At 61.4% G+C, this 23,359-nt stretch carries 16 protein-coding genes, 2 tRNA genes and 1 pseudogene; 4 read left to right on the forward strand and 15 right to left on the reverse strand.

Going from position 1 to position 23,359, the window contains the following annotated elements; all coding sequences use genetic code 11:
- Positions 1 to 8: 8 nt before the first annotated feature.
- From DM813_RS00720 to rnr, 9 genes are all read right to left on the reverse strand, one after another.
- Entirely contained in the window at positions 9 to 3,296 is a 3,288-nt protein-coding gene (locus tag DM813_RS00720) for a DUF2126 domain-containing protein (protein WP_128321536.1), read from the reverse strand.
- A gap of 226 nt (positions 3,297 to 3,522) precedes the next feature.
- A complete protein-coding gene (locus DM813_RS00725; protein ID WP_128321537.1) occupies positions 3,523 to 5,826 on the reverse strand; it encodes a YgiQ family radical SAM protein in 2,304 nt (767 codons plus the stop codon).
- Between the two features lie 101 nt (positions 5,827 to 5,927).
- Positions 5,928 to 7,325 carry a replicative DNA helicase gene (dnaB, locus tag DM813_RS00730; RefSeq protein WP_045182180.1) on the reverse strand — a complete coding sequence of 466 codons (1,398 nt, stop codon included), beginning with the start codon at positions 7,323 to 7,325 and terminating at the stop codon, positions 5,928 to 5,930.
- 110 nt (positions 7,326 to 7,435) lie between these two features.
- The gene (rplI, locus tag DM813_RS00735; RefSeq protein ID WP_128321538.1) at positions 7,436 to 7,882 is read right to left on the reverse strand and encodes a 50S ribosomal protein L9; all 447 of its coding nucleotides are present in this window, start codon (positions 7,880 to 7,882) and stop codon (positions 7,436 to 7,438) included.
- Positions 7,883 to 7,903: 21 nt separating this feature from the next.
- Positions 7,904 to 8,803: a hypothetical protein gene (locus DM813_RS00740; RefSeq protein ID WP_128321539.1), complete on the reverse strand. Its 900-nt coding sequence runs from the start codon at positions 8,801 to 8,803 to the stop codon at positions 7,904 to 7,906.
- A 36-nt stretch (positions 8,804 to 8,839) separates the two neighbouring features.
- Positions 8,840 to 9,070, reverse strand: coding sequence for a 30S ribosomal protein S18 (gene rpsR / locus DM813_RS00745; protein WP_009403887.1), 231 nt, complete (start codon positions 9,068 to 9,070; stop codon positions 8,840 to 8,842).
- A gap of 28 nt (positions 9,071 to 9,098) precedes the next feature.
- Positions 9,099 to 9,524: a 30S ribosomal protein S6 gene (gene rpsF / locus DM813_RS00750; RefSeq protein WP_010221605.1), complete on the reverse strand. Its 426-nt coding sequence runs from the start codon at positions 9,522 to 9,524 to the stop codon at positions 9,099 to 9,101.
- A gap of 204 nt (positions 9,525 to 9,728) precedes the next feature.
- On the reverse strand, positions 9,729 to 10,481 hold the full coding sequence (rlmB, locus tag DM813_RS00755) for a 23S rRNA (guanosine(2251)-2'-O)-methyltransferase RlmB (protein WP_128321540.1): 753 nt from the start codon (positions 10,479 to 10,481) through the stop codon (positions 9,729 to 9,731).
- On the reverse strand, positions 10,478 to 13,066 hold the full coding sequence (rnr, locus tag DM813_RS00760) for a ribonuclease R (protein ID WP_128321541.1): 2,589 nt from the start codon (positions 13,064 to 13,066) through the stop codon (positions 10,478 to 10,480). The genes rlmB and rnr overlap by 4 nt, the downstream gene beginning before the upstream one ends.
- A 268-nt stretch (positions 13,067 to 13,334) precedes the next feature.
- On the opposite strand from rnr, the gene DM813_RS00765 reads away from it, so the two are divergent.
- The 4 genes from DM813_RS00765 to DM813_RS00780 all read left to right on the forward strand — a co-directional run bounded on the left by DM813_RS00765 (position 13,335) and on the right by DM813_RS00780 (position 16,355).
- Positions 13,335 to 13,421 (forward strand) — tRNA-Leu (locus tag DM813_RS00765).
- An 87-nt stretch (positions 13,422 to 13,508) separates the two neighbouring features.
- A tRNA-Leu gene (locus tag DM813_RS00770) sits at positions 13,509 to 13,595 on the forward strand.
- A gap of 178 nt (positions 13,596 to 13,773) precedes the next feature.
- Positions 13,774 to 14,787, forward strand: a complete 1,014-nt coding sequence (locus DM813_RS00775; RefSeq protein WP_128321542.1) for an extracellular solute-binding protein — start codon at positions 13,774 to 13,776, stop codon at positions 14,785 to 14,787.
- Positions 14,787 to 16,355 (forward strand): ABC transporter permease, encoded by a 1,569-nt coding sequence (locus tag DM813_RS00780; RefSeq protein ID WP_128321543.1) that lies wholly within the window; start codon positions 14,787 to 14,789, stop codon positions 16,353 to 16,355. The genes DM813_RS00775 and DM813_RS00780 overlap by 1 nt, the downstream gene beginning before the upstream one ends.
- A 74-nt stretch (positions 16,356 to 16,429) precedes the next feature.
- Here DM813_RS00780 and DM813_RS28855 read toward each other — a convergent pair whose 3' ends face one another.
- From DM813_RS28855 to hflK, 6 genes and pseudogenes are all read right to left on the reverse strand, one after another.
- On the reverse strand, positions 16,430 to 17,314 hold the full coding sequence (locus DM813_RS28855; RefSeq protein ID WP_431311903.1) for a methyl-accepting chemotaxis protein: 885 nt from the start codon (positions 17,312 to 17,314) through the stop codon (positions 16,430 to 16,432).
- A gap of 21 nt (positions 17,315 to 17,335) precedes the next feature.
- Positions 17,336 to 18,391, reverse strand: a pseudogene (locus DM813_RS28860) (methyl-accepting chemotaxis protein); the annotation flags it as partial.
- A 111-nt stretch (positions 18,392 to 18,502) separates the two neighbouring features.
- Positions 18,503 to 19,792, reverse strand: a complete 1,290-nt coding sequence (locus DM813_RS00790; protein ID WP_128321545.1) for an adenylosuccinate synthase — start codon at positions 19,790 to 19,792, stop codon at positions 18,503 to 18,505.
- Between the two features lie 54 nt (positions 19,793 to 19,846).
- Positions 19,847 to 21,034, reverse strand: a complete 1,188-nt coding sequence (locus DM813_RS00795) for an ATP phosphoribosyltransferase regulatory subunit (protein ID WP_128321546.1) — start codon at positions 21,032 to 21,034, stop codon at positions 19,847 to 19,849.
- 278 nt (positions 21,035 to 21,312) lie between these two features.
- Positions 21,313 to 22,179, reverse strand: coding sequence for a protease modulator HflC (gene hflC, locus DM813_RS00800; RefSeq protein WP_128321547.1), 867 nt, complete (start codon positions 22,177 to 22,179; stop codon positions 21,313 to 21,315).
- Positions 22,179 to 23,342, reverse strand: coding sequence for an FtsH protease activity modulator HflK (gene hflK, locus DM813_RS00805; RefSeq protein ID WP_128321548.1), 1,164 nt, complete (start codon positions 23,340 to 23,342; stop codon positions 22,179 to 22,181). Before hflK ends, hflC begins: the two co-directional genes overlap by 1 nt.
- Positions 23,343 to 23,359: the final 17 nt, after the last annotated feature.

Here is a 23,359-nt window from a genome sequence, read left to right on the forward strand (position 1 = left end):
CGTAGCGTTCAATGGCGGCGCAAATCCAGAGTAAAGGGCATGTCCGGATTGATCTGCAGCGCGGGTACCGGCAACGCGCCCGGGCTGTGTCCGAGGCGGAAGAACCGCGCCTGGCGCCGGCTCTGGGCTTCATTGGCGTTCACCGGCTGGGTCTCATAGTTGCGCCCTCCGGGGTGCGCCACGTGATACTGGCAACCGCCGAGCGAACGCCCCATCCAGGTGTCGAGCACATCAAAGACCAGCGGCGCATGCACTGGAATCGTCGGTTGCAGGCAGTTGGCCGGCTGCCAGGCGCGATAGCGCACGGCAGCCACGAATTCGCCAACCCGCCCGGTGGCCTGCAGCGGCACCGCGACACCGTTGCAGGTCAACCGGTAGCGCTCGGCACTCATGCCGCTGACCTTGACCTGCAATCTTTCGAGTGACGAATCCACATAACGGACATTGCCGCCGGCACTGCCCTCCTCGCCCAGCACATGCCAGGGCTCAAGGGCCTGGCGCAGCTCCAGCTCGATGCCGTTGACCGCGTAATCGCCGACCTTGGGAAAGCGGAATTCCAGGTGCGCGGCAAACCATTCGGCACGCAGTGGGTACCCCGCCGCATTGAGCTCGACCAACACGTCGGCAAAGTCCTGCTCGATGAAATGCGGCAGCATGAAACGGTCATGCAACTCGGTGCCCCAGCGCACCAGGCGGTCGGGGGCATAGGGCTCACGCCAGAAGCGCGCCACCAGGGCACGCAGCAACAGTTGTTGAACCAGGCTCATGCGCGCATGCGGGGGCATTTCAAAGGCGCGCAACTCAAGCAGGCCAAGGCGCCCGGCCGGGCCATCAGGTGAATAGAGTTTATCGATGCAGAATTCTGCGCGATGGGTATTGCCGGTGACATCGATCAACAGGTTGCGCAACAACCGGTCCACCAGCCACGGTGCGCAGGCCTCGCCCGGTGCGGGCATCTGTGCAAAGGCAATTTCCAGCTCGTAGAGTGAATCGTTACGCGCTTCATCGACCCGCGGGGCCTGGGACGTCGGCCCGATAAACAGCCCGGAAAACAGGTAGGATAACGACGGGTGGTTGTGCCAGTAACTGATCAGGCTGCGCAACAGGTCCGGGCGGCGCAAGAACGGCGAGTCCGCAGGTGTCGCCCCACCGAGCACAAAGTGATTGCCGCCACCGGTACCGGTGTGGCGCCCGTCGATCATGAACTTTTCGCTGATCAGGCGCGTCTGGCGGGCCTGTTCGTAGAGAAACTCGGTACGTTCGACCAGCTCGTCCCAGGTGCTCGATGGCTGCACATTGACCTCAATGACACCGGGGTCCGGCGTCACCTTGAAATTGACCAGCCGCGGATCGGCAGGCGGTTCATAACCTTCAAGCACGACCGGGCAGTGCAGCTCTGCGGCCGTTGCTTCGATCACTGCGACCAGCTCAAGGTAGTCTTCCAGCCGTGACAGCGGCGGCATGAACAGGTACAGCCGTCCATCACGGGGCTCGGCGCACAGTGCCGTGCGGGTCAGCCAGTCGGCCGACGCGTCGACCGCCGGTGCAGGCCGATCCTCCTGCTCGTCCGGTGCATTGCCGATACTGGCAGCCGCCAGGGCTTCGTGCCCGGGCAGATCGCCCAGAGGCTGGTTGGGGTCCGTAGGATGGACATAGGGATACTCCGCCGCACTGACCCAGGGCTGCGCCGCCAGCGGCAGGCGATACCCCAGCGGTGAGTCGCCCGGCACCAACCGGCAGTGCTGGTCGCGTAGGTACCAGCGCCCGCTTTGCCAGCGTTGTTCATCGGCGCTACGGGCCAAGGGCAGCACCTGACCAATGACCTGGTCCAGCCCGCGGGTGAACACCCGGCGCAAACGCGCACGCTCCAGCTCGTCATCCAGCCGCGCCTCCTCGGCGCGCACGTTCGCAGGGAGCCCACCTTCGCGCCACAGGTAGTACAGGGCATCCTCGTAGGCTGGAAACACGTAGCGTGGTGGCAACTTCAACCGCTCGGCCACGCTGGCCAGAAAGCGCGCGCCCAGCTCGCTGTGGGCGCCATAGTCGTGCTGCTCATCGGCAACCAGGGCCGGATTTCGCCACACCGGCTCACCGTCACGACGCCAGAAGCAGTTCAGCGACCAACGCGGCAGTTGCTCGCCCGGGTACCACTTGCCCTGGCCAAAGTGCACCAGCCCTTTGGGGGCATAGTGAGTACGCAGGCGCTGGAACAGTTCGCCGGCCAGGCGGCGTTTGTTCGGGCCCAGGGCAGTGGTGTTCCATTCGGCACCATCAGGATCGTCGATGGCCACGAACGTCGGCTCACCACCCATGGTCAGACGTACATCAGCGGCCTTGAGGTCGCTGTCGACCTGACGGCCCAGTGCGACAATCGCCTGCCATTGCTCATCGCTGTAAGGCAGGGTTACTCGCGGTGCCTCCCACAGCCGCTCGACACGCATCTCGTGCTCGAAGGTACAGTCGCAAGGCTCGACCAGGCCACTGATCGGTGCCGCCGAAGTCGGATCCGGGCTGCACGCCAGGGGAATGTGGCCTTCACCGGCAAACAGCCCGGAGGTGGCGTCCAGGCCGATCCAGCCGGCCCCCGGCAAGTACACTTCGCACCAGGCATGCAGGTCGGTGAAGTCCACCTCGGTGCCGCTGGGCCCGTCGAGTGCTTTGATGTCGGCGCTCAACTGAATCAGATAGCCGGAAACGAAGCGTGCGGCCAGGCCCAGGTGGCGGAGCAGCTGCACCAGCAACCAGGCTGAGTCGCGGCACGAGCCGGACGCCAGTTCCAGCGTCTGCTCCGGCGTTTGCACACCCGGCTCCAGGCGAATCAGGTAGCTGATGTCCTGGCTCAGGCGCTGGTTCAGCGCGACGAGAAAATCGACACTGGGCCTGGGGGTGCGCTCGATACCCTGCAGGTAAGCGGCGAATGCCGGTGTCAGGGGCAATTGCTCCAGGTAAGGCATCAGCTCATGGCGTTCATCCTTGGCGTAGCTGAACGGAATCTGCTCGGCATAAGGTTCAAGAAAGAAATCAAACGGATTGAACACCGCCATCTCGGCGACCAGGTCCACTTCCACACGCAAGTGGTCGGTCTTCTCCGGGAACACCAGGCGCGCCAGATAATTGCCTTGGGGATCCTGCTGCCAATTGATGAAATGCCCGTCCGGCTGCACTTTCAATGCATAGGAAAGAATCCGCGTGCGGCTGTATGGCGCCGGGCGCAACCGCACGATCTGTGGCCCCAGTTCGACGGCACGGTCGTAGCGGTAGTCAGTGACATGGTGCAAGGCGACATGAATCGACACGGCGGGCCTCCTGCGAGCCTGGACGGTACTAGAACCGCGCAAGACTTGTGCCATGGGGCCAGAGCCGCGATTCCCTGCGCACAGCCGCTACCCGCGCACCAAAAGCGCACCGGCACAAGGCTGCCGTGCAAGCCTTGCACAGATTTGAGGCTTTGCCAGGAAACCCGAGCGTGTCGCCCGAAAATAGGCACGAACAAAAACGCCAGCCCGAGGGCTGGCGTTTGTTTTAGCGCGGCAGAACCGGCTGGCGGGCAGGCTTCTTCTTGCCCTTGCCGCCCTTGGCCGCTTCTTTGCGGTCCTTGGCAGCCTGCTGGTTGCGGGCAAATGCCGCCGCCTTGGCCTGCTCGCGTTTGTCCCAAGGGTTGGAACCATCGCTGCCCCGTGGCGGCAAACCGGTGTGCTGGGTGAGGATCTTCTGTTCCTTGGCCACCTTGTGGCTGCCCGCCGGCGTGGAATTCTTGCGTCGGGCACTCTGGTAGCTGTCCGTGGCGGGCTGGTGCAGCGGGATCAACTGATGCTTGCCCGGGCCGATCAGGTCGGCACGGCCCATGCGCTCGAGGGCTTCACGCAGCATCGGCCAGCCCTTCGGATCGTGGTAGCGCAGGAACGCCTTGTGCAGGCGACGCTGTTGCTCGCTCTTGACGATGGTCACCGGGTCGCTCTTGTAGGTGACCTTGCGCAGCGGGTTCTTGCCCGAGTGGTACATGGCCGTGGCCGAGGCCATCGGCGACGGGTAGAACGCCTGCACCTGGTCGGCGCGGAAGCCGTTGCCCTTGAGCCACAGGGCCAGGTTCATCATGTCTTCGTCGGTGGTGCCCGGGTGCGCGGCGATGAAGTACGGGATCAGGTACTGTTCCTTGCCCGCCTCTTTCGAGTACTTCTCGAACATGCGCTTGAAGCGGTCATAGCTGCCGATGCCCGGCTTCATCATCTGGTTCAGCGGGCCTTCTTCGGTGTGCTCCGGGGCAATCTTCAGGTAGCCGCCGACGTGGTGCGTCACCAGTTCCTTGACGTACTCCGGCGACTCCACCGCCAGGTCATAGCGCAGACCCGAGGCGATCAGGATCTTCTTCACCCCCGGCAAGGCGCGGGCACTGCGATACAGCTTGATCAGCGACGAGTGATCGGTGTTCAGGTTCGGGCAGATGCCCGGGAACACGCAGGACGGCTTGCGGCACGCCGACTCGATCTCCGGGCTCTTGCAGGCAATCCGGTACATGTTCGCGGTCGGGCCACCGAGGTCAGAGATGACACCGGTAAACCCAGGAACTTTGTCGCGAATTTCTTCGATTTCGCGAATGATCGACTCGTGGGAACGGTTCTGGATGATGCGCCCCTCGTGCTCGGTGATCGAGCAGAAGGTGCAACCGCCAAAACAGCCACGCATGATGTTCACCGAGAAACGGATCATGTCGTAGGCCGGGATTTTCTCCTTGCCGTACGCCGGGTGCGGGATGCGCGCATAGGGCATGCCGAACACGTAGTCCATTTCTTCGGTGGTCATCGGGATGGGCGGCGGATTGAACCATACGTCGACGTCGGCGTGCTTTTGCACCAGCGCACGGGCGTTGCCCGGGTTGGTCTCCAGGTGCAGCACGCGGTTGGCGTGAGCGTAAAGCACGGGGTCGTTACGGACTTTCTCGAACGATGGCAGGCGGATGACCGTCTTGTCGCGGGTCATGCGCGGGCTGGCCAGGATCTGCACGACCTTGGCTTCGTTCGGATCTTCGACCGGCCCCTTCTCCTGCTCGATGGCGCAGGCCTGAGTATCCTGGGTGTTCACGTACGGGTTGATGATCTTGTCGACCTTGCCCGGACGGTCGATACGCGTGGAGTCGACTTCGTACCAGCCTTGCGGGGTGTCACGACGCACGAAGGCGGTGCCGCGGATATCGGTGATGTTCTCGATCTTTTCACCAAACGCCAGGCGCTGGGCCACTTCGACGATGGCCCGCTCGGCGTTGCCGTACAGCAGGATATCGGCGCAGGCGTCGATCAGGATCGAATGACGGACTTTGTCCTGCCAGTAATCGTAGTGCGCAATCCGGCGCAGCGAGGCCTCGATGCCGCCGAGCACGATCGGCACATGCTTGTAGGCTTCCTTGCAACGCTGGCTGTAGACCAGGCTGGCGCGATCCGGGCGCTTGCCGGCCAGACCGCCCGGGGTATAGGCGTCGTCGGAGCGGATCTTCTTGTCGGCGGTGTAGCGGTTGATCATCGAGTCCATGTTGCCGGCCGCGACGCCGAAGAACAGGTTCGGCTCGCCGAGCTTCATGAAGTCGTCTTTGGACTGCCAGTTAGGCTGGGCAATGATGCCGACACGGAAGCCCTGGGCTTCCAGCAGACGGCCAATGATCGCCATGCCGAACGACGGGTGGTCGACGTAGGCGTCACCGGTCACGATGATGATGTCGCAGGAATCCCAGCCGAGCTGATCCATCTCCTCCCTGCTCATTGGCAGGAAAGGCGCTGGTCCGAAGCATTCGGCCCAGTACTTGGGATAGTCGAAAAGTGGTTTGGCTGCTTGCATGTCAGTGACCGGTGGCTAATCGATGAAAAATCGCGGGCGCGGAATATAGCACAAAAATTGACCAATTCCGACGTTAAAGGTCGGAATAGGTTGAATTGGCTTTATTCGTCGTCGTCGAAGTTGTAACTACCCGGCGCAAGGTTCTCGAAGCGCGTGTACTTGCCGATGAAGGCCAGGCGGATAAAGCCGATCGGGCCGTTCCGCTGCTTGCCGATGATGATTTCGGCAATGCCTTTGTGCTCGGTCTCCGGGTGATACACCTCGTCCCGGTACACGAACATGATCACGTCGGCGTCCTGCTCGATTGCACCGGATTCACGCAAGTCGGAGTTCACCGGGCGCTTGTTCGGTCGCTGTTCGAGGGAGCGGTTGAGCTGCGACAACGCGACCACCGGGCAGTTGAATTCTTTGGCCAGGGCTTTGAGCGAGCGGGAGATCTCGGAAATCTCGTTGGTACGGTTGTCACCGCTGGAACCCGGGATCTGCATCAACTGCAGGTAGTCGATCATGATCAGGCCGATTTCGCCATGCTCACGCACCAGGCGGCGGGTTCGCGCGCGCATTTCCGACGGACTGATACCGGCCGTATCGTCAATGAACAGCTTGCGGTCGTTGAGCAGGTTGACCGCCGAGGTCAGGCGTGGCCAGTCGTCGTCTTCGAGCTGACCGGAACGCACTTTGGTCTGGTCGATGCGGCCCAGCGACGAAAGCATACGCATGATCAACGACTCACCTGGCATCTCCAGGGAGTAGACCAATACCGCCTTGTCGCTACGCAACACGGCGTTCTCCACCAGGTTCATGGCAAAAGTAGTCTTACCCATGGACGGACGACCGGCGACGATGATCAGGTCGGCCGGTTGCAGGCCACTGGTCTTCTCGTCGAGGTCGGTGTAGCCGGTGGACAGGCCGGTAATTGCACTGTCGGTGTTGAACAAGGTGTCGATTCGGTCGATAGCCTTGGTCAGCAGGTCGTTGACGCCCACCGGGCCGCCGGTTTTTGGCCGCGCTTCGGCGATCTGGAAGATCTGCCGTTCGGCTTCATCGAGAATCTCGGCGGCGTTGCGGCCCTGGGGATTGAAGGCACTGTCGGCAATCTCGTTGCTGATGCTGATCAGCTGACGCAGGGTCGCCCGCTCGCGAATGATCGCGGCGTAAGCCTTGATGTTGGCCACCGACGGGGTGTTCTTGGCCAGCTCACCCAGGTAACCCAGGCCGCCGACTTGCGAACTCAAGCCTTCCTTGTCCAGCTGCTCGTGCAGGGTTACCACGTCGAACGGGGCGTTCTGGTCAGCGAGCTTGTGAATGGCGCGGAAGATCAGGCGGTGGTCATGACGATAGAAGTCGCCATCGGAGACTTGATCGAGCACACGCTCCCAGGCGTTGTTGTCCAGCATCAAACCACCGAGCACGGCCTGTTCGGCCTCGATGGAATGCGGCGGCACCTTCAGGGCAGAGGTTTGCAGATCATATTGCTCGGGAGCGGTTATCTCGTTCATGGCCACGCAGGAATCAGGGTGATGAAAAAGACAAAGGGCACGACCTGCAAAGCAGGATCGTGCCCGATGTTAACCGGCTGGCACCCAGGGTGCCAGTCGATTGGTACAGCTTAGGCTGCGACAACAACCACGCGAACGGTGGCTTCAACGTCGCTGTGCAGGTGCACGGCAACGTCGTATTCGCCGACGTTACGGATGGTGCCGTTTGGCAGACGAACTTCAGCTTTGGCCACTTCAACGCCAGAGGCGGTCAGGGCGTCAGCGATGTCGTGGGTGCCGATCGAACCGAACAGCTTGCCTTCGTCACCGGCGGTGGCAGTGATGGTCACTTCCAGCTCAGCCAGTTGGGCAGCGCGAGTTTCAGCCGAAGCTTTTTTCTCTGCAGCCAGTTTTTCCAGCTCAGCACGACGCTCTTCGAACGCAGCCAGGTTGGCAGCGGTAGCAGCGGTGGCTTTGCCGAATGGCAGCAGGTAGTTACGGCCGTAACCAGCCTTAACATTTACCTTATCGCCCAGGTTGCCCAGGTTGGCGATTTTTTCCAGCAGGATCAGTTCCATTTGGTAATAACCTCTTAACTTTTAACCTTCACCGTTCGCGGAATCGTTGTCGGCACCTTTTGGGGGCGCCTTGCGACCGCGAAAATCAATCAGGCTGTCGACAATGGCCAAAACCACGAGCAACGGATAAGTCAGCTGCATGAACAGCAGCAGCGTCACGTACATCCCGACCAACCAGAACTTGCCCAGTCGGCCTTGTGCCACCAACCCATGCATCAGGGCGAGCCCCGCAAACATGAGTGGAACGCTGCACAGGGGCGTCAACATCGCCAGATCAGGGCCGAAATTCGGCCCCACCAGCATGAGCACCACCAGCACCAGCGTCGGCACCAGAGGCAGCCTGACCGCTTGAAACTCACGGCCAAAACCACCCGGGTTATACAACACTGCCTGCCAGTAACGGCCCAACATCAGGGCCAGCACACTGACGGCTTGCAACAATGCCGCAATCAGGCCGTTGAGCACAGGTACGATCAGGCTCCCCAGGCGGGCCCGCTCCTCTACCGATAACTGTTGGTAGAGACCGTCGAGCATCTGCGGCAGGGCTTTTTCAAGCGCTCCAGCCAGAGCTTCGATCGGTTCGCGGAACACCGAACCCAGAATGACGCCATACACCAGGCCCATGGCGATGCTGAACAACAGCACCCGACTCCAGGATTGTCCGGCACGCAATAACGCAGCCAGACCCAGCGTCCCCAGCAACACCATCAAGGTGCGCGGCTCGCCGAAGAACCACCAGGCCAACGCCGGCAATAACGCCCAGGCGAGGACCCCGGAGGCATCCTTGAAACCGCGCCGCAGGAACACCAGGCTCCCGGCGGCGGCACTCAACCAGAACAACAGCGGCAACGCCGCACAACCCACCACCACGAGGGTGGCTTGCACACGACCACGCATGATGAAATCAGCCAAGGCGCGCATGCATTTTATCCTTTGCTACTTGTCGACGACCCGGTCTCAGCGGCCGTGGCTGTCGGTGTAGGGCAGCAGGGCCAGGAAGCGGGCGCGCTTGATAGCGGTAGCCAGCTGACGCTGATAACGAGCTTTGGTACCGGTGATACGGCTTGGAACGATCTTGCCGGTTTCGGATACGTAAGCTTTCAGGGTGTTGAGATCTTTGTAATCGATCTCTTTCACGTCTTCAGCAGTGAAGCGGCAGAATTTACGACGACGGAAGAAACGTGCCATGTAATAGGCTCCTCAAAAGGTCCGTGGATTACTCGTCAGCGTTATCGCTGTTGTCGCTGTCATTGCTGTCGTCGCCATCGGCGCTGTCAGCATGCTCAGGACGGTCGCGACGCTCACGGCGCTCACTGCGGTTTTCTTCAGCCTTGAGCATCTCGGACTGGCCGGTAACGGCTTCGTCGCGACGGATGACCAGGTTACGGATCACGGCATCGTTGTAGCGGAAGTTGTCTTCCAGCTCGGCCAGGGCCTTGCCGGTGCACTCAACGTTCAGCATCACGTAGTGAGCCTTGTGAACATTGTTGATTGCGTAGGCCAGTTGACGACGGCCCCAGTCTTCCAGACGGTGGATTTTGCCGCCGTCTTCTTCGATCAGCTTGGTGTAACGCTCAACCATGCCGCCGACTTGCTCGCTCTGGTCAGGGTGGACCAGAAAGATGATTTCGTAATGACGCATGAATGCTCCTTACGGGTTGTAGTCTGCCACCAGAGTGGTCAGACAAGGAGTGAATGACACTTATAGGTCTTGCCCTGGGAAAAGGCGCGTGAGCGCCTGCCAACATGGCAAGGGGCGCAATTGTAGAGAAGCGCAGATGCACAAGCAAGGGAATTGGTGAATTATTGAACAGTGGCGATGGGCCGCACAGCGGCCCCAAAAGCATCAAGCCTTGGCGTTGAGCTGCCGCTGACGAACGGCCTCAAACAGGCAGATACCCGTCGCCACCGACACGTTCAGGCTGCTGACGCTGCCTGCCATCGGCAGCTTGACCAGAAAATCACAGTGCTCGCGGGTCAGGCGGCGCATGCCCTTGCCTTCGGCGCCCATGATCAGGATCGTCGGCCCGGTCAGGTCTTGCTGGTAAAGTTCCTGCTCGGCTTCACCGGCAGTACCGACCACCCACAAGCCGCGCTGCTGGAGTTTCTCCAGCGTACGCGCCAGGTTGGTCACGGCCACCAGCGGGATCACCTCGGCAGCACCACAGGCCACCTTGCGTACCGCCGGGGTCAGGGTTGCCGACTTGTCCTTGGGTACGACCACGGCCAGGGCACCGGCCGCATCGGCAGTGCGCAGGCAGGCGCCGAGGTTGTGCGGATCGGTCACACCGTCGAGCACCAGGATCAACGGCGCGCCTTCAGTACGATCAAGCAGCTCTTCGAGCATCGCTTCGCCCCAGACCTGGCTCGGGCTGACTTCAGCCACCACGCCCTGGTGCACACCTTCAACCCAGGCGTCCATCTCACGGCGCTCGGCCTGGCCGACCGCCACGCGATTCTGCGCAGCCAGTTCAAGCAGCGCTTGCAAGCGCGGCTCGCTGCGCCCTTCGGACAACCAGATCTGCTTGACCCGCTTGGGGTGATGCCGCAACAGGGCTTCTACGGCGTGAACGCCGTAGATCTTTTCCAACTGACTCATGACTTGGCCTTGGGTTTACGTGACGCAGAGCCGGCTTTGGGCGGCCCCTTACGATGCTTGCTGGGTTTTTCCGACTTGCCCGACTTCGATGCAGGCTTGCCACCGGCATGCTTGGCATCGGACATCAGCGCCTTTTTCATTTCCCGGCTCTTGCGCACCTCGGCGTTTTTCGCCGCGGCATGCGAAGGGAAATAGGCTTCGGCGGTTTCGTTCTTTTTGCTGCGGCGCGCAGGCTCAGCCTTGGTTACCTCAGTCTTGTCGAGCACCGGAACGGCCTTGCCGTCTTGCGGACGCACGCCCTCGGAACGCTGCTTGCGACCAATCGGCGCTTTCAGGGTGTTCTCGGCCATCTCGAAATCGATCTTGCGCTGCTCGAGGTCGACGCGCATCACCCGCACTTCGACGGTGTCGCCCAGACGGAAGCTGCGCCCGGTGCGCTCGCCCGCCAGGCGGTGGTGCACAGGATCGAAATGGTAGTAGTCACCCGGCAAGGCACTGACATGCACCATGCCTTCGACATAGATGTCGGTCAGCTCGACGAACAGGCCAAAACCGGTCACCGCAGTGATCACACCCGGGAAGCTCTCGCCGACGCGGTCTTTCATGTACTCGCACTTGAGCCAGTTGACCACGTCGCGGGTGGCCTCGTCGGCACGCCGCTCGCTCATCGAGCACTGCTCGCCCAACTGCTCCAGGGTCGCTTCGTCGTACGGGTAGATGCGCGCCTTGGGAATGCTCATGGCGCCGGCACGTTTGACGTGCGGTGTTTCCTGACGCGAACGGATCACGCTGCGAATGGCCCGGTGGGTCAGCAGGTCGGGGTAACGACGGATCGGCGAGGTGAAGTGGGTGTATGCCTCGTAGTTCAGACCGAAGTGACCGTTGTTGTCGGCGCTGTATACCGCCTGGCTCAGCGAGCGCAGCATCACGGTCTGGATCAGGTGGAAATCCGGACGGTCGGCGATACTCGCCAGCAGCGCCTGGTAATCCTTGGGCGATGGACCGTCCTTGCCCTTGTGCAGCGACAATCCCAGCTCGCCGAGGAAGGCGCGCAGTTTTTCCAGACGCTCCGGTGGCGGGCCGTCATGGACACGGTACAGCGCCGGAATTTCATGCTTCTTGAGGAACTCGGCGGTGGCAACGTTAGCCGCCAGCATGCATTCCTCGATCAGCTTGTGAGCATCGTTGCGCACAGTCGGGCGAATTTCCGCGATCTTGCGCTCGGAGCCGAAGATGATCCGGGTTTCCTGGGTTTCGAAATCAATCGCACCCCGGGTATGGCGGGCCGCCAACAGCACCTTGTACAGCGCATAAAGCTGCTTGAGGTCCGGCAGCACTTCGCTGTACTGCTCGCGCAAGGCCTTGCCTTCACGCGTGCGGGCGTGCTCGAGCATGCTGCTAACCTTGTTGTAGGTCAGGCGTGCATGGGAGTGGATCACCGCTTCATAGAACTGGTAATCGACCATCTGCCCGGATTTGTTGATGGTCATCTCGCAGACCATCGCCAGGCGGTCGACGTGCGGGTTCAGCGAGCACAGACCGTTGGACAGTTCCTCAGGCAGCATCGGCACGACGCGCTCAGGGAAATACACCGAGTTGCCCCGTACCTGCGCTTCGGCATCCAGGGCAGAGCCCAGGCGCACGTAGCTGGATACATCGGCAATGGCGACATACAAACGCCAGCCGCCAGAGAACACGCGCAACTTGCCCAGGCTCTCGCAGTACACAGCATCGTCGAAGTCGCGGGCGTCTTCGCCGTCAATGGTGACAAACGGCAGATGGCGCAGGTCGATGCGGTGCTCTTTGTCTTTCTCTTCGACTTCCGGCTTGAGCTTGCGCGCCTCCTTGATCACGGCCTCGGGCCAGACGTGGGGAATGTCGTAGCTGCGCAGGGCCACGTCGATTTCCATGCCCGGCGCCATGTAGTTACCAATCACTTCGGTAACATCGCCCTGGGGCTGGAAACGCGGGGTCGGCCAGTGGGTGATCTTCACCTCGACGAACTGACCGATCCGGGCACCGCCATTGCGCCCCGGGGTTACCAGCACTTCTTGCTGGACCTTGGGATTGTCCGGGGTAACGAAGCCGATGCCGCCTTCTTCGAAGTAACGGCCGACGATGCTTTCGTGGGCACGGGAGATGACTTCGACAATTACGCCCTCGCGACGACCGCGACGGTCAAGGCCCGACACCCGCGCCAGAGCGCGGTCACCATCGAACACCAGGCGCATTTGCGCCGGGCTCAGGAACAGGTCGTCGCTGCCGTCATCGGGAATAAGGAAACCGAAACCGTCGCGGTGGCCGGCAATACGACCGAGGATCAGGTCCAGCTTGTCTACCGGGGCATAGGTGCCGCGCCGGGTATAGATCAACTGGCCGTCACGCTCCATCGCACGCAGGCGGCGGCGCAGGGCTTCGATCTGGTCTTCTGTGGTCAGGCCGAACTCTTCGACCAGCTGCTCGCGAGCAGCCGGCGAGCCGCGCTCGTCCAGACGCTGCAGGATCAGCTCACGACTAGGAATAGGGTTTTCGTATTTTTCCGCTTCACGAGCGGCCTCGGGATCGAGGGACTGCCAATCGGCCATTAGGAGGGGTTCACCTTGTCTATATAAGGGTTAGTTTGGCATAGGCGTATTGAAACCGGAAATTTCAGGCTTGGACAGCCCTCTAAAAGCCCCCTGGCGACCGCCAAAACCATCATAAGGAACAACAACTTGAAAAATTTAAGATTTTTTCTGAACGGGGCTTTACAGCTCTCAGAGGCATCCGTATAGTGCGCACCACAACGACGGACAGCGTCGTTTATAGTTGAGATGCCGCTTGATGTGAAGCATCATGTGACCTCAGCGAAATGCCCAGATGGTGAAATTGGTAGACACGCCAGCTTCAGGTGCTGGTGACCTTACGGTCGTGGAAGTTCGAGTCTTCTTCTGGGCACCAATTTCAAATCTTAGAACCGCCAAGCGACTCTGAGATTTACTGCAACACGCTACACTGTTTTCGTTACAAGCTACACCGCTTCATTTTGCCCAGATGGTGAAATTGGTAGACACGCCAGCTTCAGGTGCTGGTGACCTTACGGTCGTGGAAGTTCGAGTCTTCTTCTGGGCACCAATTCAGATCAAACCCGCGAAAGCGGGTTTTTTCGTTTCTACCCCTCCTCCGCATCCCTCCTTGCCGCATCAGACTAACGGATAGCCTGCTCATGAAATTCCCCTCATGAGGCCATTTGAGAAGCTATATCGTTTATCATTGTTTCCAGATATGTAGCCGCAAGCGAGGAAGTACCCGCATGACGTTTCGCAATAACCCCCTGTTGCGCGGCCTGGCCGTTTCCCTGTTCACCATGGTCCTGGGTACTCCCGCCGCCATGGCCGCCGACCCTGTTTCGCTGACCCTGTACAACGGCCAGCACAAGGAAATCGGTGAAGCCATCGCCAAAGCCTACGAGGCCAAGACCGGCATTCACATCAATATCCGTAAAGGTAGCAGCAATCAGCTGGCCAGCCAGATCATTGAAGAAGGCGAGCGCTCGCCAGCCGACGTTATCTATACCGAAGAATCGCCGCCCCTGAACAACCTGGGTGAGCTGGGCCTGCTGGCCAAGATCGACGATGCGACCCTGCAAGTGCTGCCCAAGGAATACGTGGCCGCCAACGGAACCTGGATGGGCGTGACCGCGCGCACCCGCGTTGTAGCCTTCAACCCCAAGGTGATCGACGAAAAAGACCTGCCGCCTTCGGTCATGGACTTTGCCAACCCCGAGTGGGAAGGCAAAGTTGGCTTCGTCCCGACCAGCGGCGCATTCCAGGAACAGGCCGTGGCAATCCTCAAGCTTCACGGCCGTGATGCCGCCGAAGAATGGCTGACCGGCCTGAAAGCGTTCGGCAAAACCTACACCAACAACATGGTTGCACTCAAAGCCGTGGAAAACGGTGAAGTGGCTGCCGTGCTGGTCAACAACTACTACTGGTATGCCCTGAAAAAAGAGCGCGGCCAGCTGGATTCGAAACTCTACTACCTGGCCGATGGCGATGCCGGTGGCCTGGTGACGATTTCCAGTGCCGCCGCCGTCAAGGCCAGCAAACACCCCAAGGAAGCCCAGGCGCTGCTGGCCTGGATGGCCAGCGAAGAAGGCCAGCGCGTGATTACCCAGACCACTGCCGAGTACCCGCTGCACAAAGGCATGGTCTCGGATCAGGGCCTGAAGCCGTTCGAGGACCTGCGCCCACCGAAAATCACCCCTGCAGACCTGGGTAACGCCGAGGAAGCGCTGGAGCTTGAACGCGAAGTCGGCCTGCTCTGATGAGTGCAGCCGCCTCCGCCCCCGCTTTGGCCAGCCGCTATGTACCACGGCGCAAACGCCCTTCTGTCTGGGTCGTGGTGCCGGTCCTGCTGCTGGTCGGCCTGAGCCTGCTGCCACTGCTGTACGTCGCCCTGAAAACCTGGGAGGCGGGCTGGCGAGAGGCGCTGCACCTGTTGTGGCGCCCCTTTGTCTGGGGCCTGATGCGCAATACGCTGATGCTGATGGCCGGCGTCACCCTCGCCTGTATGGCCCTGGGTGTATCCCTGGCCTGGCTGCTGGAGCGCAGCGACCTCCCGGGGCGACGCCTGTGGGGGGTGATTTTGTGCCTGCCCTTTGCCGTACCTGCATTCGTCAGCGGCTTTACCTGGGTATCCCTGAGCCCGCGCTTCGAAGGGCTGGGCGGCGCCATCCTGGTCATGACCCTGTCCAAGTACCCGCTGGTGTTTCTGCCAGTGGCCGCCACCTTGCGCAACCTCGACACCTCGCTTGAGGAGTCGGCGCGCACGCTTGGGCAAACGCGCTGGGGCGTATTTTTCAGAATCACCCTGCCACTGCTCTGGCCCTCGATCCTGGGCGGCAGCCTGCTGATTGCCCTGCACATGCTGGTGGAGTTCGGCGCCCTGTCGATCCTCGGCCTGCAGACGTTCACCACGGCGATCTACCAGCAGTTCGAACTCGAGTTCAGCAACGCCAACGCGGCGATGCTCTCTGCCGTGCTGCTGTTCATGTGCCTGCTGATGCTCTGGTTCGAGTTGCGGGTACGCGGCAAAGCCCGCCACGTGAGGATCGGCCAGGGAGTGGCACGGCGCGGCGCACCGGTTCGCCTGCGCGCCTGGATGCCACTGGGACAGCTGTACTGCCTGGCCCTGGCACTGCTGGGTAGCGGCATTCCGCTGGGCATGCTCGGCTACTGGCTGAGTGTCGGCTCTTCTGCGGCCTTCCCGGTCGCCGATATCAGTCGGGCCTTGTTCTCATCGCTGTCGCTGTCACTGGGCGGTGCCGGGCTGAGCCTGCTGCTGGCGCTGCCGGTCAGTTTCCTGGTGGTACGCTACAAGGGACGCCTGGCGATCTGGGCCGAGCGCTTGCCGTACCTGCTGCACGCCCTGCCCGGCCTGGTCATAGCCCTGACACTGGTGTATTTCGCCCTTCACTATGTGCCGGTGATGTACCAGACTACCGGCCTGTTGCTGCTGGCCTATGCCCTGCTGTTTCTGCCACTGGCCCAAGCGCCGGTACGCACTGCATTGAACAAGGCCGCACCGCAACTGGAAGAGGCGGCACGGACACTGGGCGCAACCCAGTTCACTGCGTTCTGCCGGGTTACCCTGCCGATCATCTTCCCGGCCTTGGCGGCCGCCTTCGCCCTGGTGTTCCTGGATGCCATGAAGGAACTGACCGCCACCCTGCTGCTCAGCCCGACCGGCATGACTACATTGGCTACCGAGGTCTGGGCACACACCGCCAACGTCGAGTTTGCGGCGGCAGCACCCTACGCAGCGCTGCTGATTCTGGTTTCTGGTTTACCGGTCTATCTGCTGACCACCCGGATGTACCTGAACCGCGCCTGAGCGGCGCACCCAATCGCTGGCAAGCCAGCTCCCACATGTGCAGGAGCCGGCTTGCTGGCGATGGCATTAGAAGATCAAGCCCGGAACTGCCCCAGACTGGCCTTGAGCTGGCCAGCCAGATCATCCAGTACCTTGCTGCTGGCGGTGGTCTGCAACACGACTTCAGCCGCACGCTCGGCCTGAGCATGAATCGTCTGCACCCGCCCGCGCACCGCCTGTGCACCTTGCGCCTGCTGCTCGGCCGCGCGCGTAGCCAGACCGATCGCCGCGTGTACCTGCTCAACCGAAGCCTGCACCGACTGCTGCAGGCGGGCATTGTCACGCAGCACCAGCAGCCCCTCGCTGGCCTGGCGCCCGGCCTGACTGATCGCGGCCACTGCTTCCTTAGCGCCCTGCTGCAACGCACCGATATGCGCCTGGATATCACCCGTCGAGCTCTGCGTCTTGCTTGCCAGCGCCCTGACTTCATCGGCAACCACCGCAAAACCACGCCCCGTCTCGCCTGCGCGCGCCGCCTCGATGGCCGCGTTCAGCGCCAGCAGGTTGGTCTGCTCGGCAATGCCATGAATGACCGTCAGCACCACTTCGATCTGCTCGCTCTGCTGAGCCAGGCGCTCGATGACTTTCGAACCCGTCTGTACCTGCCCGGCCAGGTCTTCGATCAACTTGGCCACCTGGCTCGATGTACGACTGTTTTCATCTGTAGCCTGGCGAATGTCCACCACTTGCTGCAACGCCGACTGCATCGCCTGACTCTCGGCCTGGGCTTCATCCGCCATTGTCGACAGGTCGCGTAAACTCGCCGCCACCGCATCACGCTGCAGCTCAGCGGCGGCATCGGCACCGGCATTGCGCTGGGCCATCACGCCAATTTCCACCCCGGTGCGCTGGGCCACTTCACCGGCCTCGCGGACAATGGGCTGAAGCTTGTCGACAAACTGATTGACCGCCGCCGCCATGTCACCGATCTCATCACGACTGTCGATCGGCACCCGCTTGGTCAGATCGCCCTCGCCCGCCGCCAGGTCATTGAGGGCAGCAATCAGCAGGCGCAACTTGTTGACTACTCGCCGCCCCAACACCACGGCGACCACCAACAGCACACCAAGCCCTACAACGGCCAGACCCACGCCAATGTTCCAGCGCAGCGTCGCTGCAGCCTCCTGAACGCTTTGCGAGGTATTGGCCTGCATGGCGGAGGCACTGCTTTGCGCCGCCTGCAAGCGTGCGCGCAAGGCCTTGTTACTGTCTGCCGCAGCGCCCACCAGGCTTTCGCCCACCAACTGATCACCGCTGGCAATCAACGCCGAGAAGCGCTGGTCGAGCGCAACCAGTTCATGATCCACCGCCGCCGTGGAAACGCCCATCAGCACCTTGCCGATCTCGACTCCGTTCGGGCTGATCGAGGCCTCGACGAAGTACACCGAAGGATCGTTGCGCGCAGCATCCAGCACCTTGTCCAGCGCCCGCTCGCCCTGGCCCTTTTCCAACAGGGTCTGGTTGATCGGGTTCTGCCGGTTCAGGTAGCGCGTAAGGTGTTGCCCTTGAGCGTCGTCATACACCACGAACAGCACGTTGGGGTTGCGCTGGGCGCGCCGGGAAAACTCGGACAATGCCGGTATGTCGTTGTCCCACATCGCCTTGGGTGCAACAGAGGCAAGCAGCTCGGCCATGTCGTTGGCCGAGTCCTTGAGGTTCTTCTCAAGCGTCGCACGCAACTGCACCTGCTCGCCCTGCAGGCGCGACGACAATCCAGCGGTCAGGCGCTGACGAGTACTCGCAGACAGGCTGTCGAGCCCGGCACTGACTTCCTGGCCGGCCTGTTCAAGCTCGGCAGACAACTTCTGGCTGTCAGCACCCAATCGTTTGCCCAGATCCGCTTCAAGGGTTGTCACCGTGCTTCGGGTCAGCGCGACCGCAACCAGCACTTGCACCAAAAGAGCGATACCAAGCGCAACAAAAACAGGCCGCAGCAGGCGGCTTCGTAACAGTGAGAGAACGGCAGACACGTAAGAACCCTCTACAACTGGGGCCATTAAAGTGATGGCAACCCTGAAGCGATTCTTACAGCAAAGGTTGTGCCGAACAGCGGGCAGAAACGACAAAGGCCCCTATAAAGGGGCCTTTGTATTTACATCAATCGCGGATCAGGCGAACGGGTGACGCAGAACGATGGTCTCGTTGCGGTCCGGGCCGGTGGAGATGATGTCGATCGGCGCGCCGATCAGCGCTTCAATGCGCTTGATGTAATCACGAGCGTTAGCTGGCAGCTCTTCCAGGGTCTTGGCACCCACGGTCGACTCGCTCCAACCTGGCACTTCTTCGTACACAGGCTGCAGACCCACGTAGCTGTCAGCGTCAGTCGGGGCAACGTCGTTACCCTCTGCATCTTTGTAGCCGACGCAGATGTTGATGGTTTCCAGACCGTCGAGCACGTCCAGCTTGGTCAGGCAGATGCCCGAGATGCTGTTCACATCGATAGCACGACGCAGGATAACAGCATCGAACCAGCCACAACGACGGGCACGGCCGGTAGTAGCACCAAACTCGTGACCCTGTTTGGCCAGGTGTGCGCCTACTTCGTCGAACAGCTCGGTCGGGAATGGACCCGAGCCTACGCGCGTGGTGTAAGCCTTGGTGATGCCCAGGATGTAGTCCAGGAACATAGGACCCACACCCGAACCGGTAGCGACGCCACCCGCGGTGGTGTTCGAACTGGTCACATAGGGGTAGGTACCGTGGTCGATGTCCAGCAGCGAACCTTGGGCGCCTTCGAACATGATGTCTTTGCCAGCGCGACGCAGGTCATGCAGCTCGGCGGTAACATCCAGCATGAGCGGCTTGAGCAGCTCAGCGTATTCTTTGCACTCGGCCAGGGTTTTGTCGAAATCAATGGCTGGCTCTTTGTAATAACCAACCAGCATGAAGTTGTGGTAATCCACCAGCTCACGCAGCTTGTCTTCAAAGCGCGGCATGTTGAGCAGGTCGCCAACACGCAGGCCACGACGCGCAACCTTGTCTTCGTAAGCCGGGCCGATGCCGCGACCGGTAGTACCGATCTTCAGCTCGCCACGCGCCTTTTCACGAGCCTGGTCCAGCGCAACGTGGAAGGACAGGATCAGCGGGCAAGACGGGCTGATGCGCAGACGCTCACGCACCGGCACACCTTTCTCTTCCAGCTTGGTGATCTCACGCAGCAGCGCGTCCGGTGCAACCACCACGCCGTTGCCGATCAGGCACTGTACGCCTTCACGCAGCACGCCAGACGGGATCAGGTGCAGCACGGTCTTTTCACCGTCGATCACCAGGGTGTGGCCCGCATTGTGGCCGCCTTGGTAGCGCACTACGGCGGCAGCATGTTCGGTCAGCAGATCAACGATCTTGCCTTTGCCCTCATCACCCCACTGGGTGCCCAGGACTACGACATTCTTACCCATAACACTTGTCCTCATTCGCGCAAACTTGGCGCCGGCTCGTACCGGCGGGGAATCTCAAATGGCCAGCGGCAGTACCTGCCAAAGCCCGTTTTGCTGAATCAATTGCCGATCGCAATCCGCCTCGACGGCGGCAGTCAAAGGCTGCCCAGGCAAGGCTTGAACCACCCGCTGACCTTCGCTGCGCAATTGGCAGACCAACTGCCAGAGTGCTGCATCTCCGTTGTCGGGCATCCAGATCCCGCCAGACGGCAACACAACCTCGGCTCGCCCCAGTGTGACCAGGGTCTTCAAATCCGTGGAGAAACCTGTGGCAGGGCGCGCCCGGCCAAAGTCCGCTCCGATGTCGTCATAACGACCGCCCTGGGCGATCGACTGACCGACTCCCGGGACAAACACGGCAAACACCACACCGGTGTGGTAGTGGTAGCCACGCAGTTCACCCAGGTCGAAATACAGCGGCAGCTCCGGGTAACGCGCTGCCAACCGCTCGGCGATCGACATCAGGTCATCCAGCGCCGCCAGCACTGCAGCCGGTGCACGCCCCAGGCGCACACGCGCCTCGGCCAGCACTTCACGGCCACCGCACAGCTCGGTCAGCGAGCGCAGCATGCCGGCCAGGTCGGCAGGCAGGTTGGCGGTCAGCTCGATGACTTCGTCGATGGCCTTGCGTTGCAGGGCATCGAACAATTGTTGTTCAACCGCACCGGACAGACCGGCCGCACGGGCCAGACCGCGGTAGATACCGACATGACCGAGGTCCATGTGCACGTCCGGCACCTCGGCCAGTTGCAGCATGGCCAGCATCAGGCTGATGACCTCTACGTCACTGACCGGGCTGGCGTCGCCGTACAGCTCGGCACCGAGCTGGATCGGGCTACGCGAGGTCGACAGCGCACGCGGCAAGGCATGCAGCACGCTACCGGCATAGCACAGGCGGCTCGGGCCTTCACGGCGCAAGGTGTGCGCATCAATGCGCGCGACCTGCGGCGTGATGTCGGCGCGAAAGCCCATCAGCCGGCCCGATTGCGGGTCGATGACCTTGAAGGTGCGCAGATCCAGGTCCTGACCGGCACCGGTGAGCAGCGATTCCAGGTACTCGATATGCGGGGTCACGACGAACTCGTAACCCCAGCTCTGGAACAGATCCAACACCTGACGACGCGCGATCTCGATACGCGTCGCCTCAGGTGGCAGTACTTCTTCGATGCCATCTGGCAGCAGCCAGCGGTCTACCGTTGCCATTACGCCATTTCCCCTTTGGTCCGGGCGGCCTGCCCGCGGGCTAGCCTTGAGTGAAGCAGGTACCGGCAAACACTTACGCGCAGCACTGATTCCAGCGCAACCGCCGTGCCGATACCCTCAAATACCTTGGGCTGCTCTGTAGACCGATGCCGGGTTAGGGCCGTTCGATCTCGCAGACGCAAAAAAGCCGGGAATTTCCCGGCTGCCGCATCATACACCCGTTTTCTCGCAGGATCACCCCGCCAGGCGTTTTAGCCGCCCGGCGGGGTGCAACCTGATTACTTCGCCTTATCCATGAAGCGGAAGAACTCGTTGCTCGGATCGAGCACCAGTACATCGCTCTTGTTGGCAAAGCTCTCGCGGTAGGCCTTGAGACTACGGTAGAACGCGTAGAAGTCCTGGTCCTGACCATAAGCCTTGGCGTAGATCGACGCCGCCTGGGCATCACCGTCACCGCGGGTCTCTTCAGACTCACGATAGGCTTCTGCGAGCAGAACACGGCGCTGACGGTCGGCGTCGGCGCGAATACCTTCGGCCAACTCGTTACCCTTGGCGCGGTGCTCGCGGGCTTCACGTTCACGCTCGGTGCTCATACGTTCGAACACGCTGCGGTTTACTTCCTTGGGCAGGTCGATGGCCTTGACGCGAACGTCGACCACTTCAATGCCCAGCTCTTTGCTGGCCATGCGGTTCAGCGACGCAGTGATGTCTGCCATCAGCGCATCGCGCTCACCGGAGACCACTTCGTGCAGGGTACGCTTACCAAACTGGTCACGCAGGCCGCTTTCCAGACGGCGCGACAGACGTTCGTCGGCAATCTGCTTGAGGCCCGAGGTCGCCGTGTAGAAACGCTCGGCATCCTTGACCCGCCATTTGGCGTAGGCGTCAACCATCACCGCTTTCTTTTCCAGGGTCAGGAAGCGCTGGGTCGGGGCATCCAGGGTCATCAGGCGGGCGTCGAACTTGCGCACCTGGTTGACGTAAGGAACCTTCACATGCAGGCCAGGCTGAACATCGGCCTGAACCACACGACCAAATTGCAGCAGTACCGCACGCTCGGTCTGGGCCACGATATAGAAGCTGTTCCAGGCCACGATCGCCAGCACGACGCCAACGATCAGGGCGATCAGCGATTTATTGCTCATCAGCGGCTCTCCCTAGAACGCAACTGTGATTGCTGCTGTTGCAGCTCCGCCGCCGCGCGATTGGCCGCATCGTTGGCCGAAGCCGGGACGCTGACAGGAGCACTGCTGGTACGACTGCCTTCAACCATCTTGTCCAACGGCAGGTACAGCAGGTTGCTCTGGCCATCCTTGCCGGAAACCAGGACCTTGCTGGTGTTGCTGTAGACTTCCTGCATGGTGTCCAGGTACAGACGCTGACGGGTAACCTCCGGCGCCTTGCGGTACTCGGCAACCAGCTTGGTAAAGCGGTCAGCCTCACCCTTGGCGCGCGAGACGACTTCGTCGCGGTAACCGTTGGCGTCTTCGATGATCCGCTGGGCCTGACCGCGGGCTTCAGGTACCACGCCATTGGCGTAGGACTCGGCCTGGTTACGGGCACGCTGCTCGTCTTCACGGGCACGGATCACGTCGTCGAAGGCTTCCTGCACTTCACGCGGGGCTGCCGCGCTCTGTACGTTGACCTGGGTGACGGTGATACCGGTACGGTAGGTATCGAGGAAACGCTGCAGGCGCTCCTTGATGTCGACGGCCATTTGCTCACGACCTTCAGTCAGCACCTTGTCCATCGCGGTGGAACCCACCACATGGCGCAGCGCACTGTCGGTCGCATGCTGCAGGCTGACTTCAGGCTGATCCACGTTCAGCACGAAGTCCTGCAGGTTGCTGATCTTGTACTGCACGGTCAGCGGCACTTCGACGATGTTCTCGTCTTCGGTGAGCATCTGGCCCTGCTTGGTGTAGGCACGCTCACGCGTGACGTTTTCCATGTACTTGCGATCGATCGGCGGGAAGTAGATGTTCAGGCCCGGCCCTACGGTTTCGTAGTATTTACCGAAACGCAGCACGACTGCCTGCTCCTGCTCGTCGACCACATACACGGCGCTGTACAGCCAAATGGCCGCAAGCACGGCGAGACCGACACCGAGCAGGCCGAAACCACCGCCCTTGCTGATGCCGCTGTCACCGCCGCGTTTCTTGCCACTGCCAAACATGCCGTTCAGGCTGTCCTGCAGCTTGCGGAAGGCCTCGTCGAGATCTGGCGGTCCTTTTTTGTCGCCGCCACCGCGGCGCCCGCCCCAAGGATCCTGATTGTTCGAGTTGCCACCCGGCTCATTCCAAGCCATAGCGCTCTCCATCTGAT

The organism is Pseudomonas alkylphenolica (assembly GCF_004025535.1).
In the GTDB taxonomy this organism is placed as follows: Bacteria; Pseudomonadota; Gammaproteobacteria; order Pseudomonadales; family Pseudomonadaceae; genus Aquipseudomonas; species Aquipseudomonas alkylphenolica_A.

What these genes read in the sequence shown, in the direction of transcription:
- DM813_RS00725 (WP_128321537.1), bottom strand. Translation starts at nt 5,826, where the DNA reads ATGCAAGCAGCCAAACCACTTTTCGACTATCCCAAGTACTGGGCCGAA.
- dnaB (WP_045182180.1), bottom strand. Translation starts at nt 7,325, where the DNA reads ATGAACGAGATAACCGCTCCCGAGCAATATGATCTGCAAACCTCTGCC.
- rplI (WP_128321538.1), bottom strand. Translation starts at nt 7,882, where the DNA reads ATGGAACTGATCCTGCTGGAAAAAATCGCCAACCTGGGCAACCTGGGC.
- DM813_RS00740 (WP_128321539.1), bottom strand. Translation starts at nt 8,803, where the DNA reads ATGCGCGCCTTGGCTGATTTCATCATGCGTGGTCGTGTGCAAGCCACC.
- rpsR (WP_009403887.1), bottom strand. Translation starts at nt 9,070, where the DNA reads ATGGCACGTTTCTTCCGTCGTCGTAAATTCTGCCGCTTCACTGCTGAA.
- rpsF (WP_010221605.1), bottom strand. Translation starts at nt 9,524, where the DNA reads ATGCGTCATTACGAAATCATCTTTCTGGTCCACCCTGACCAGAGCGAG.
- rlmB (WP_128321540.1), bottom strand. Translation starts at nt 10,481, where the DNA reads ATGAGTCAGTTGGAAAAGATCTACGGCGTTCACGCCGTAGAAGCCCTG.
- rnr (WP_128321541.1), bottom strand. Translation starts at nt 13,066, where the DNA reads ATGGCCGATTGGCAGTCCCTCGATCCCGAGGCCGCTCGTGAAGCGGAA.
- DM813_RS00775 (WP_128321542.1), top strand. Translation starts at nt 13,774, where the DNA reads ATGACGTTTCGCAATAACCCCCTGTTGCGCGGCCTGGCCGTTTCCCTG.
- DM813_RS00780 (WP_128321543.1), top strand. Translation starts at nt 14,787, where the DNA reads ATGAGTGCAGCCGCCTCCGCCCCCGCTTTGGCCAGCCGCTATGTACCA.
- DM813_RS28855 (WP_431311903.1), bottom strand. Translation starts at nt 17,314, where the DNA reads ATGGCGGCGGCGGTCAATCAGTTTGTCGACAAGCTTCAGCCCATTGTC.
- DM813_RS00790 (WP_128321545.1), bottom strand. Translation starts at nt 19,792, where the DNA reads ATGGGTAAGAATGTCGTAGTCCTGGGCACCCAGTGGGGTGATGAGGGC.
- DM813_RS00795 (WP_128321546.1), bottom strand. Translation starts at nt 21,034, where the DNA reads ATGGCAACGGTAGACCGCTGGCTGCTGCCAGATGGCATCGAAGAAGTA.
- hflC (WP_128321547.1), bottom strand. Translation starts at nt 22,179, where the DNA reads ATGAGCAATAAATCGCTGATCGCCCTGATCGTTGGCGTCGTGCTGGCG.
- hflK (WP_128321548.1), bottom strand. Translation starts at nt 23,342, where the DNA reads ATGGCTTGGAATGAGCCGGGTGGCAACTCGAACAATCAGGATCCTTGG.